This is a genomic window from Paraflavitalea sp. CAU 1676, assembly GCF_029223285.1.
Classification (GTDB): domain Bacteria; phylum Bacteroidota; class Bacteroidia; order Chitinophagales; family Chitinophagaceae; genus Paraflavitalea.
In genome coordinates, this window is the sequence record NZ_JARHUJ010000004.1 from 804,978 (window position 1) to 817,776 (window position 12,799).

General features: G+C 49.7%; 8 protein-coding genes. 3 read left to right on the forward strand and 5 right to left on the reverse strand.

All coding sequences use genetic code 11. The features are described from left to right. Positions 1–102 precede the first annotated feature (102 nt). Positions 103–888 (forward strand): FKBP-type peptidyl-prolyl cis-trans isomerase, encoded by a 786-nt coding sequence (locus tag P2H89_RS16240; protein ID WP_275828648.1) that lies wholly within the window; start codon positions 103–105, stop codon positions 886–888. A 77-nt stretch (positions 889–965) separates the two neighbouring features. Here P2H89_RS16240 and P2H89_RS16245 read toward each other — a convergent pair whose 3' ends face one another. The 5 genes from P2H89_RS16245 to P2H89_RS16265 form a co-directional block, all read right to left on the reverse strand. Further along, positions 966–4,211, reverse strand: a complete 3,246-nt coding sequence (locus P2H89_RS16245; protein ID WP_275828650.1) for a reprolysin-like metallopeptidase — start codon at positions 4,209–4,211, stop codon at positions 966–968. Positions 4,212–4,377: 166 nt separating this feature from the next. Further along, positions 4,378–6,300 carry an SPFH domain-containing protein gene (locus P2H89_RS16250; RefSeq protein ID WP_275828652.1) on the reverse strand — a complete coding sequence of 641 codons (1,923 nt, stop codon included), beginning with the start codon at positions 6,298–6,300 and terminating at the stop codon, positions 4,378–4,380. Between the two features lie 406 nt (positions 6,301–6,706). After that, the gene (locus P2H89_RS16255; RefSeq protein WP_275828654.1) at positions 6,707–7,132 is read right to left on the reverse strand and encodes a globin domain-containing protein; all 426 of its coding nucleotides are present in this window, start codon (positions 7,130–7,132) and stop codon (positions 6,707–6,709) included. Positions 7,133–7,245: 113 nt separating this feature from the next. Further along, positions 7,246–8,898, reverse strand: coding sequence for an alpha-glucan family phosphorylase (gene glgP, locus P2H89_RS16260; RefSeq protein WP_275828656.1), 1,653 nt, complete (start codon positions 8,896–8,898; stop codon positions 7,246–7,248). Between the two features lie 273 nt (positions 8,899–9,171). Next, positions 9,172–10,125: a hypothetical protein gene (locus tag P2H89_RS16265; RefSeq protein WP_275828658.1), complete on the reverse strand. Its 954-nt coding sequence runs from the start codon at positions 10,123–10,125 to the stop codon at positions 9,172–9,174. A gap of 123 nt (positions 10,126–10,248) precedes the next feature. Here P2H89_RS16265 and P2H89_RS16270 point away from each other — a divergent pair, with 123 nt between their 5' ends. Together P2H89_RS16270 and P2H89_RS16275 are read left to right on the forward strand one after the other, a co-directional pair. Continuing rightward, positions 10,249–10,923: a metal-dependent transcriptional regulator gene (locus P2H89_RS16270; protein WP_275828660.1), complete on the forward strand. Its 675-nt coding sequence runs from the start codon at positions 10,249–10,251 to the stop codon at positions 10,921–10,923. Further along, positions 10,913–12,793, forward strand: coding sequence for an Nramp family divalent metal transporter (locus tag P2H89_RS16275; RefSeq protein WP_275828662.1), 1,881 nt, complete (start codon positions 10,913–10,915; stop codon positions 12,791–12,793). The genes P2H89_RS16270 and P2H89_RS16275 overlap by 11 nt, the downstream gene beginning before the upstream one ends. Positions 12,794–12,799 lie beyond the last annotated feature (6 nt).

Sequence of the window (12,799 nt, forward strand, 5' to 3'; positions counted from 1 at the left end):
CAATCGGTTGGTATTGATCGTTAAATGGTGGTCGCACGACCACCATTTTCATTGGAATATTCTGGCAGGTTTTACTACATTTGAGCCCTTAAAAACATCTGAATGAAAAGAACAAGTTTGTTGATACTGGGCTGTGTGGCTACTGCTGCGTCGATTGCTCAGACCACTAAGCCCGCTGCCGGTAAACCTGCCCCTAAAACAGGTGCAAAGCCCGGAACCGTAAAGGCGGTTGCTGCTGCCGTACCGATGAAGAATTCTGTAGACTCCTTCAGCTATGCCATTGGCCTCAGCATTGCCAATTTCTATAAGCAACAGGGCGTCAACAACATCAACAACCAGTTGGTGCTCAAAGCGCTCACCGATTCCAAGAATGGAAAGGCCGCCCTCAATGAAGAACAGGCCAATGCATGCATCATGACCCATATGCAGGCAGCCCGCAGCCAAAAGTCATCCGGCGCCAAAAAGGCCGGCCAGGCCTACCTCGAGCAAAACAAGGCGAAGCAAGGCGTGGTAACCCTGCCCAGCGGCTTGCAATACCAGGTGATCACTACCGGCACAGGTCCCAAGCCAACGATCAACGACCAGGTAAAATGCCACTATGCAGGTTCCTTTACCGATGGCAATGAGTTTGAAAGCTCCTATAAGAACGGTCAGCCCGTTACCTTCCCCGTAGGTGGCGTGATCCGTGGCTGGACAGAAGCCCTCCAACTGATGCCCGTAGGCAGCAAGTGGAAACTCTTCATTCCTTCCGAACTCGGTTATGGCGATATGGACAACGGTCCTATCCCCGGCGGTTCAACCCTGATCTTCGAAGTAGAGATCCTCGAGATCGTGAAGGCCGACCAGCCAGCACAACAGCCAGCACAACAACCCGCTGGTCAGCAATAAGAGATCATACGATCATCATACAGCAAGAAGCCGAATGGAATCCCATTCGGCTTCGTTGTTGAAAAGCGCGACAGTTGCTATTGTTTCATGAATTTATATTGATACAAACGCTTCCCTTGTGCATCGGTCACCAGTACCATATACACGCCACCGGCAAATCCTTTCACATCCAGTAACGTATTTCCTTCCTGTACCGGTTTAGTGATCAGCAGCTTTCCATTTACATCCAGCACTTTGATCACCGATCGTTCCGTTACGCCGGCAATTTTCACCTGCAGCGTATTGATCACGGGGTTGGGGAAAACCTGGAACTTAGGGGTACCGGTTATCAACCGGTCATCGCCACGGGTAGCCGTACCGGTCGCTACACGCAGGGTATAACAACTGCTGGCATTGTTGGCATTGCTGTACCCATATACACGCAGGTAGTAAGTTCCGGCAGCGGCAGTGTAGTTAATCGTTTCGCTGCTGGTGCCACCTGCCTGCGAAATACCCACCTGTGTTTGGGCACTGTTGAATAGGCGGATATCGTAGTCGGCCGGCAAGGTGCCCAGCGTAACGGTAATGGTACCGCCTGCGGTGATCGTAAACTTGTAATAGTCGTTATCTGCGCTCGGACTGATCAAACCCGTCACATTTGTATTGAGCGGGATCTGTACCGCAGTGGCAAAGGTATTATTGCTGCCAGCATCGTAAGAGCTCGAACAGCCGGTAACAGGCGTAGCATTGATCTGCAGGGCATAACACATCGATGGGTTAAAGGCCCCATTGTAGCCAAACACCTGCAGATAATAGGTGCCTGCGGCAGCAGCAGTGCGTGTAATGGTTTCGCTGGTTGTGCCGCCATTTTCAGAACGCGCGAGCTCGGTACCTGCCGAATTGTAAAGAATGATATCATAATCACCGCGCAGGCTGCCGAGTGTGATGCTCAGGTTATTGGTGCCACCGATGATGAAAGAATACCAGTCTTTATCCGTTGCAGTAGCGATAGCAGCAGATAGGGCTGTATTGGTCGGTACCGGTGCTGCCGCCGCCTGATTCTCGTTCGCTTCATACGCATTGGCGCAGGTTATAGTACCGGTGGTGGTAAACTGTGCTGTGCTGTAAGTGCTGCTACCCGAAGTGCAGTTGGCGCGTACCCGCCAATCGTAAGTAGTAGAAGCAGTAAGGCTGCTCAGGTTTACTGATGTACCTGTGGAGCCAGTGGCTGCATTTGTCCAGGTAGAAGCGGCAGCAGTTTTATAATCCACATCATAACTGTTGGCGCCGCTCACGGCCGTCCAGCTTACCGTAGCTGTAGTGGTAGTAACGCCCGTAGCAGTTAAACCGGCAGGAGCCGTACAAGGGGGTGGCGTGCCGCTGATGGTGAAATTGGTATTGGAAATATCGTAGAAGATATTGGCGACCGCTTCGATCTTTACCCGGGCCGTGGTGGTCAGATTATTCGGAACTGTAATGGATTCACTGCCATCATTGGGCGTACTGGCCAATAATACAATAGGGAAGGTAGTACCGCCATCGGTAGAGAGCGAGACCTTCACGTTGGCGCAACTCACCGGCGCCGCATTGGAGCCGTTCACACTCCAGGTGATCGTTTGAGCAGAACCCGGAGCCCAGGTGAGGGCGGTATTCGGCGCCGTCACCGCAAACGGACCCACGGCGGCGGAGATGATCACCTGCATATCATCGCTATTGTTATTCCCGCCGCCGCTGTGGTTATCCCTCACGGTAAACCGGAAGTTGAGCGTACGGGCCACAGAAGGCAATACCTCCCATTTATTAGTATTGGTTCCACCCAATACTGAAGCCAGCGCCGGAAAGCTGCGCGATGGGGTGGTAGCGTAGGTAACGCTCCTGAACTGCGGACCCGATGTAGCCGTAGCCGAAGGCACAGTAGAAGAGCCCGAACCATAATTGTCGTATTGTTCCCAGGTATAAGTAAGCACATCGCCGGCATCCGCATCGGACCCAGTACCACTCAGCACAAACGGTGTTGATTTGGGAATGGTGTAGTTGGCGCCGGCATTGGCGGCTGGTGTGGTGTTCCCGGTAATGGTTACCACCGCACAACCACCGCCGGTGGTGCCTTTGACATAATCGGTTACCTGCTCCACACTCTTGGCATGGAAATAATCATCGCTGTGCGGTTGAATATCGGTGGTTGCACCGGTAATACCGGCGTACCCCATGATCGTACTGCCGCTACCCGGCTCCATATTGGCGCCGGTACCTTCCGTTTGGAAGGAGAAGGTATGGTTGGCGCCAAACTGGTGGCCCATCTCATGCGTGGAGTAATCCACCACAAAAGGATCGCCCTCGGGCGTGGTGTGCGAAGTAAAGCCACTTCCCTTAGAGCCTGCCACGCATACGCAACCAATACAACCAGCATTGCCGTTGTTGGAGCCACGGTGTACCAGGTGCCCGATATCATAGTTTGCGTTACCGATCACCGCATCGATCGTTTGCTGTGTTTTGGTATTGTACTCACTTGTCCATGGATCGGTGGATGCATTGAGATAAATGATCGCATCGTTGCTGGCGATCAGGTTCATGCGGATGCCGAAATCACGTTCATAGATGCCATTGGTGCGGGTCATCAGTGTATTCATGGCAGCCAACACTTTTGCCTTCCGCTGCGCATCGGTAGTCTCCGTACCATCGAGGAAGTAAGTTGAATACTCTCCCGTTGCAGCCAACGCGAGGCGGTAAGTGCGCAACCGGCCATCATCGGCGCCCCGCAATGCATTGCCGGGCACATTGACCGCCGGTGGAGCTACTTTGTTGTTCTCCGCTGTCATACACTGAAATACATTGCGGTAATCCACCACTTCCTGCCGCGAGAAGACAACATAGAATTTGTCTTGCCGGTCTACCGGGTCGATATAGATCGTCGGCCGGTCGGCGGAAAGGATCATCGCATGAAACCCGCGCGGCGATACATCGAACCGGATAGTAGAAGTGGGATGATCGATGCCCCTGCCGGCATAGGATTGAATCTCAGGATAACGCGACGCCAGTGCGGCGTCCATCACCGGTGCAGTCACGACGCTGAAGCGTTCAAACTGTCCGTTGCCAGTAGGCAATGTCAATACAAAAGATGAAAGGTCCGCGCTCACCCTTCTCTCCGAAGGGGTAGACCGCAAACTGCGTTGAATGTTTAACTCATCGAGCCGGTAAAGCCGGAATGAAGTGGGCCTGATGTGTTTCGTAAAAAGATTCTTGCTGATCGAAGATTCGTTGACGGGTGTCCAGAATTCGGTTTGCTGCGCCATAGACGCAACGCCCGTCAACACTAATGCGAAGAGTAGTGTAGACTTTCTCATGAGACAAAGGTTTTTGGTTCTATTAAATTTAAACCAAATACAGTTCGTCTGCGCTAAGGCGTTTGGGTATATCCATTAAATGCAACTACGAGTCGTAAGTAATACGGGTTGACCAAAGTTCCAACACGCATCACCCGCGACTCGTAGCGAGATCAATAATAACTGCTTAATTATTCGAACCGTGGTCGGGTTGGTTGCCACCTGACTTACGGCGTAATTGCTCCAGTAACTGCAAGCCCAATAAACCATTCATCGAACCATTTCCATCACCACCTCCATTGATCAATATTTCCGGCATGATCCGTATATGTTGTGTACCGATGGCTTCCATGATCTTGAGCTGGGTAAAGTTGTCACCTCCCATGCCTTCTACCGCCAGCTTATAAGACTCAGCCGAAGACTTACCGATAGCCAGGATCTTCTCCGCTTCAGCATTACCGGTCAATGAAATCCTCTCGGCTTCTGCTTTAGCCAGCCATTCGATCTTCTCTGCATCAGCCTTTGCCATCAGTCTCGTCTTTTCTGCTTCACCACTGGCCAGCAACTTCAGTCTTTCAGAATCGGCAGTGGCCTGGATGCGCACACTGTTGGCATCACCGGTGGCTTTCTTCACCGAAGCATCTGCAATGCGTTCGGCGATCAATACGCCCTGGTCGGCTTTTACGATTTCTTTCTGTATTTCGGCAATGGCCGTTTCCTTTTCCAGCGCCTGCCTGGTTTCCTGCGCCATCTTTTGGGTGTCGTAGGTTACCTTCTGCTCTTCAGCGATCTTTCGATCAGTTAACGTCTTCATTAACGATTCGGGAGGGACAATGTCGCCGATCAGGGTATCTACCCCAAACACGTTGTATTGGTCCAGCACATGCCCGATATGTTCCCTGGCCGATTCCTGGCGTTCCTTACGGCTCTTGAGGAAGTCGATCACTTCGGCATCCTGCGCCGAGTTGCGGAAATAGTTGCCGATTGTTGGTTCCAATACCTGTGTTACGAGGTTGCTCATGTTACCAAAACGTGCAATGACCTTGGGCGCCTCCGTCGTAGGAATGTGAATGATCTGGGCTACATCGAGATTGAAGGTAAAACCATCCTTACTGCGCACGGTAATGGTTGAAAGATTTTTGTCCAGCTGGTGTGCCTCGCTGCGTGCACTGGCCCAGTTCAATACCAGGTTGGTCGTGGGCACCAGTTCCACTTTCATAATATGCGAGTTGACTGGGTATTTACCGGGCCCCAGGGCTTCGGCCCACACACCTTTCTGCGTTTTGGATACGATGTTGCCGTGTTTGAATTCAACGCCGCTCAGGTCTACGCCTTCTTCGCCAACGAATGAGATCACCACGCCTACATAACCGATGGGGATCTCTGTCATCCTTACCATCTCTACCTTGGTAAACCATGGATTTAGGAAATAAGAACCCGCAAGGATCACCTGTTCCTGCAATCCTTTATAACCATTGTTTGAAAGGAAGGTATCCACATCCTGAAATTTGTTGTGTCCCTCGATGTGTTTACCGGCGATCTGGCCTTCTTCCAGTGGTCGACCTTCCAGTGTGGTAACGATACCCACTGCATTATCGGGAATGGTCGTCATGTCGTGGATCTCGATCTCGAACAGCAGGGTGTTGATGCGGTACGAGCCTGGCGGTATGATCGCCGTTTGACGGCCTTTTCTTCCGCCATTGAGCAAAAAACCCGGCGCATCTTGAAAGGTATCGCAATCAACTTTACGGGCAAGGATACGGCCGGTTTCCAGTTCCATCCCATCCTTGGCAAGTACAAGCCCGATCTTACCGGTAGGGATCACCGTAAAAGGCTGAAAGTTGATCTCATACTGCCAGATCCATTTCCAGAAATAAACGCCCGGAGCAAGCGTTGGCGCCTGAAAGCCGGCTTCGCCCTGCGTGGCCACGATGCGGCCAGCCGGTAATTCCTGCTTGCCAAACAGGACGAACTTTTTTGTTACCAGGCCAATACGGTCTTCAGGAACGATGACCAAACCAAAGAAAACGCGGAGGATGATTTTGTACAATACAAGGCAAAGAAGGGGAATGCCAATGAGCAAGGCCCATTTGATAATTGGGGTTTCCATACTATTTATAATTATTAAGAAAAACGCGGTATGTTAAATGTCTTGTTCTTTGCAAAGCATGGAAAGGCGATAGCTGCTCCAACAGTTCGATAAACTATTGATGCAATACCGGCATAACCTGCTTGCGCACATGATTAATTGTTGGGTGGAGAAGTGTTGTGAATGGTGAACCGGATGGTCTTGAAAAGAGATAGATAGTGGCTGTTTACTTGAGCACGTTCCATATTGGAAACATTGGTTAGCCAAAGGTAGAAAATGATTTCAAATTCCAATAAGCCAAGTGAAAATTGCGTACTTACACGTGACGAACGGATTAAAATAGTGGTAACAGGCATACTGATGCCTGTTACCGTTTGCGGTCGTGGTTGCTAAACTGTAATTGCGTTAAAGAGGTGTACGGCAGGGATTAGGCAACGGAGGTAGCCGGGTACGAAACGCTGATCATGGCGCCGGAAAGTGTCGTATAACATACGACCCAGGCTTCTTTCAATGCAGGATGCCAGAATTTATCGAGGCCCTTTTCCAGGGTCCACAACAAGGCTTGCCCTACCACCTGGTAATGTTCTTCCTTTACACCGTACTGTACATGTCGTTGCGCCAGTTTGGCTACTTCGTCCAGGATGTCTTCCAGGCTATCCAACCGGTTGATCACATAGTTGATCATGGCGATCAGCTTCCTCGATTGTTCGGGCTGAGGGCTTTTGAATAAATGCTGCAGGTGAGGAGCCAGTTCAAACAAGCGGGTATAGAACAACTTTCCTACTTCTTCTGCCGGCATACAGGCCACCAGCGTCCAGGACCGCTTAACCAGGTGAATTTGTTCTGTAGTCATAATCGTGATTGTTTTACAGCACAAATATGGAAAAGGGCAAAGGCCGGGTGAAACTTATTGAAGCGAAGCGTAGGAAATAGCCAAACAGCCGTTGTAATTCCGGAACGACACAATTATTTATATAGTAACTCGTAATACTCAGTGGCCATTCTCCCAGCCTCGAAACGGAAGCGTACATCACGCATACCGTTTTTGGCGATCTGGCGCCAGGTATCGTATTGGTCGTAATACATCGGCAGGATTTCCTTTTCCAGGATATCATACAACTTGTTGTAATCGTAATCATCCTGCTCCTGCACATTCATATGGGCGTAGTCTCCCTTGGGCACCACAAACCCATTGTGGGCATGATCCATGAATTCGGGGATCCATCCATCATCGGTCGAGAAATTGATAGCGCCGTTCATCGCCGCCGTCATACCACTGGTGCCGGAGGCTTCGCGGGGTACGCGGGGATTGTTGAGCCAGATATCCGAAGCCTGCTTCATCCTTTTGGAGAGTGTAAGCTCATAACCGATCAGTACGGCCACATTCTTATAGTTCTTGCTCAGGTGAACGAGGTTATTGAATTCATTGATGGCCGGGTAATCCATCGGGTAGGGTTTACCTGCCCAGATGATCTGTACGGGGTATTTCTTATTGCTCAGCAACTTTTCAAATCGCGCCCGGTCGCGGCTCAGGAATTCAGCACGTTTGTAACCGGCAAACCGGCGTGCCCATACAATGGTGAGTACATTCGGGTCAAATACTTTACCCGTTTGGTCGGCAACGATCTCGAAGGCTCTTTTCTTCAGGTATTTCTTACGGTCATCGAACCAGGTATCATTGCTTTCATCCGAAGCACGGTAAAGTTGTTTATCGGCCCAATACGTCCAGTTCTGCGCATTCGTGATCGAAATGATCGGACAAACGCCAGGATACTTCTCCCACATATGGCGCGATACCTCCCCATGTAGCGCGGATACCCCATTGGCAATATGGGCAAAGCGTAAGGCTACCAGTGAGTGGTTGAATTGGTCATCCTGTAAACCGGTTAACTTACGAACTTCATCCAATCCAAGGCCGCAGAAGTAGCTCATCTTATGGCAAAGGTTGATATCGTGCTTTTCATTACCGGCTTCTTCAGGCGTATGGGTAGTAAATACCAGGCGCTTTTTAATGTCTTCTACGTTACCGAATTTCTTATAGAGATAGAACACCGAAGAAACCCCATGGGCTTCATTGAGGTGATAGCGCTCGGGATTGAAATTAAGCTCATCGACCAGCTTGGCGCCGCCCACACCCAATAATATGAATTGAGCCACTTTGGTCGCCACATTGGCATCGTACAGGCGATGGGTGATGGTTTGGGAAACGTAGTCATTCTCGGGCAGGTCGGTACTCAATAAGAACAGCGGAGCCGATTTAAAGGTCTCCGGGTTCAGGTACCATACCTTCACCCATACCGGATGATCGTGGATGATGATCTGAAACTTAATGCCTGTATCTTCAAGAAAACTGTAGTTCTTCTCCATCCAGGTTACCTGCAGGGTTTGATCCTGGTTACGTGCCTGATCGTAATAACCGTATTTCCACAAAATGCCAATGCCAATCATGTTCTGCTTCAGTTCATACGCGCTCCGCAGGTGCGATCCTGAAAGAAATCCCAGACCACCGCTGTAGATCTTGAGGGGTTGATGAACAGCAAATTCCATGGAAAAATAAGCCACGCTTTTGGAGAACTTGTCATCTATCTGATAGGGTACTTTGTAATTGATGAAACTCATATGGTATAATACAATTATGCTTGATGAATAAAGCCACTGGGTACCTGCTGCTGCGGGCAATTGCGGGGCCAGCAGCGGTACACTATATGTGTACTTAGTACGCAAAAGCGTTGCAATATAATGGTAAAAAACTACATGTGAAGTTTTTTACAGCAGATAACCGGGCTGATTACCAACGCAACAGGTAAAGGCTTATTGTACGGGGCATCAGGCTTCCCGGGCATCTGATTCAGGACTTAACGGTAAATCGATACTGGCAGGGTAGGGGGATGTTTACTTCTTGCCCGCTTTGGGTTTGGCCGGGGCCTTCTTCTTGGGATAGCTTCCTTCAAAGAAACATTTGATGTCGCGGTAACTGCCGCATCCGCCTGTTTCTTTGATCACCACCCGGTTGGCGCTGAAAGTAAACTCGATGGTACAGGGATTGCCGCTTTCCTGGAAAACAGCTACAGAAGCCGAAACGAAACGGGCAACACCTTTTACTTCTCCGCGGCAGTCGCTCTTTTCGAAATGTATGAACACCAGGGGCTCACTGGCACGCTTTCCGTCACGAACGGCAATGAAGTTCTTTTTATCCTTTACGTAGTCCCCCGAAAACTTGTTCTTGATTGGCAGTGTATCGATCGGGTTAATGACATTCTCGATGATCTCTTCATTGGGCTCCGTAAGGATCAGTGTGAATTCGTTGGCGCCGCTATTATAGATATACACATTCCGCTTGAAAGTAGTCTCGTTATTGGCCCGTTTTTTCTCGTAGTAAGTAGTGATCTGGAATTTACGGTCGAGCATACCGTACGTGGAAGAATATTGATCAAAGCCCTGCTTTACCAATGGCATCATCTTCAGGAATTCATTGTCTTTGTTAAAGCAGGCTAAATATCCGACGCGTTTAGCGCCCGTAGTGGCTTTGATGAAAAGGTAGGTTTCCTTGCCATCCTCCTGGGTGCGGCCCAGCGGGAATAATTTGGGCGTAACGCCTTTGCCAAAGTCAGCCTGGATCAGGCTATCGGGAATAAATTGCTTGAATATCTTGTAACCTATCTGCAGCGAATCGGTCGATTTCTTCAACAAAGTAGTATCGGCAATACGGATGGGGAGTGGTGACTCGGGAAAAAACTCAATGAATTCTTTTACCGTAACGGTTTCATCATCCTGCAGGGACGTTTTCTTTCCTTTACAGGCAACGATCAACAGGAAAACGGGTAGCAAGAGAAAGTAAGACTTCATAATCCGGGTTAAATCATTCGCGGTTAAAAGTAGTACATCCCTCTCACTCCTTGAAAATATTGTGTTTTTATATTCGTTATTTAATTTTAGATTTGTCTAAAATAAAATTTAGATTTATAGGAAATGACCGCGGCTCCGAAATACTCCAGCAGTACCGAAAATTACCTGAAAGCCATCTTCCACCTGCAGAAAAGCGATGGCATAGTGACCACCAACGACGTAGCCAATGAATTGCAAACGCGGCCGGCCTCGGTGACCGATATGCTCAAAAAGCTGAAAGCGCAGAAACTTCTCCTGTACGAGAAATACAAGGGCTTCAAATTGAGCAATGAAGGCCGGAAGGTTGCCCTCCAGATCATCCGCAAACACCGCCTGTGGGAATTCTTTCTGGTGGAAAAGCTGAATTTCGGGTGGGATGAAGTGCATGAGATCGCAGAAGAGCTCGAACACATCAGCAGCAAAAAATTGATCGATCGCCTCGACGAATACCTCGGTTTCCCCAAATCGGATCCGCATGGAGATCCTATCCCCGATAGTAACGGAAAATTCACCCTGCCCAAGCAGGTCGACCTCCTCAACCTGCCACTTAATAAGGTGGCAGAGGTGTCAAGCATTGGCGACCAAAGTGCCGAAATGCTCGAACTGCTCGGACATAAAGGCATTGCCCTCGGAACTAAGGTAGAGGTCAAGAAGAAGTTTGCCTTCGACAACTCTCTCGAACTAAAATTTAAAAACCAATTGATCGTTACGGTGAGCGAGCACGTGGCCAAAAATGTGTTTGTAAAGTATGATGAATAGATTAAAACACGAACAGTCTCTCAGCGAAGTACATGAATCGATAGATGTCAATACTAAAGGGACCAAGTGGAAAAGAGTGCTCGCTTTCTTCGGACCAGCCTATCTCGTCAGTGTAGGCTATATGGATCCCGGAAACTGGGCTACCGATCTCGCGGGAGGTAGTAAGTTCGGTTACGCACTCATCTGGGTGCTGCTGATGAGCAATATCATGGCGCTCCTCCTGCAAAGCCTTTCGGCCCGCCTGGGCATCGTTCGCGGGCGCGATCTCGCGCAGGCCAACCGGGAAACCTATCCCAAAACCATCAACTTCTTTTTATACATACTGGCCGAAGTGGCCATCGCCGCCACCGACCTGGCCGAAGTACTGGGTATGGCCATCGGAATACATTTGCTTACAGATATACCTATTATCTGGGGCGTGGCCATCACAGTATTGGATACTATCTTGCTGCTCTACCTGCAGCGCCTGGGTATTCGTAAGATGGAAGCCTTCATCATCGGTCTTGTGGCAGTGGTAGGACTTTCCTTTTTTGTAGAGATCCTCCTCGTAAAGCCCGACCTGCGGGAGGTTTCCACCGGTTTCGTACCTACTTTACCTAATAATGAAGCGCTGTACATTGCTATCGGCATTATTGGAGCCACCGTCATGCCGCATAACCTGTACCTCCACTCAGCACTCGTACAAACACGTAAAATAGACAGAACGAGACAGGGGATTAAACAAGCCTTGAAATGGAGTTTTGTCGACTCGGCCATTGCCCTCAACATAGCCTTTCTGGTCAATGCAGCCATACTCGTACTGGCAGCCACTGCATTTTTTAAGAATGGCCTCATGGTTGATGAGATCAAGAATGCTCACCAGCTCCTTTCGGGCGTGTTGGGTTCTAAAGTGGCACCTGTATTATTCGCTATCGCCCTGATCGCAGCCGGACAAAGCTCTACCGTAACCGGTACCCTTGCCGGCCAGATCGTAATGGAAGGTTACCTGCGCCTGCGCATCAATCCATGGATCAGGAGGCTATTGACGCGCTTGCTGGCCATTGTACCCGCCATTATCGTAATCTATATATTCGGCGACAAGGAGGTCGATTTCCTGCTCATCCTCAGCCAGGTGATCCTGAGCATGCAATTGGGATTTGCAGTGATACCGCTGATTCACTTTGTAAGTGATAAAAAGACCATGGGACCCTTTGCCATTAAACCGATAGTACAGGCCGCCGCCTGGTTGATCGCAGCTGTACTGGTATACCTGAACATCAAAATGGTGCTTGCCGAAGCAGGCACTGTGTTTGACCAGCCTGGTAATAATTTATGGAAGACGATCATCGTGGTGGCAGGCATCCTGTTCCTGGTGCTCCTCGCCTTTACCATATTCTATCCCCTTGTTAGTAAACGGCCAAAGCCAGTGTCGATACAAATGCACCCCGATGTCGATGCATTGAAGCCATTGATAGTGCCTACCTATAGAAAAATAGCCGTTGCGCTGGAGTTTGGCGAACATGATTCGGCCATACTGGCCCATGCTATCGGGCAGGGTAAAAATGAATCGGAATACGTACTCATCCACATTGTAGAAAGTGCCTCCGCCAGGTTGCTGGGGCAGGAGAGTGACGATTTCGAAACCCGGGCCGATGATGAGCGGTTGCAGTTCTACATTCGGCAACTCTCCGAACGAGGGTTTTCCACGACCGGGCATCTTGGCTTCCGTCATCGTGCCAAAGAGATCGTGCGCCTGGTAAAGGAAAACAATGCCGATATGCTGGTAATAGGGGCACACCGCCATACTGGGGTAAAGGATTGGCTCTATGGGGAAACGATCAATTCTGTGCGGCATGAATTGACCATTCCTGTATTGGTGGTAAACCTATAAGCGTGA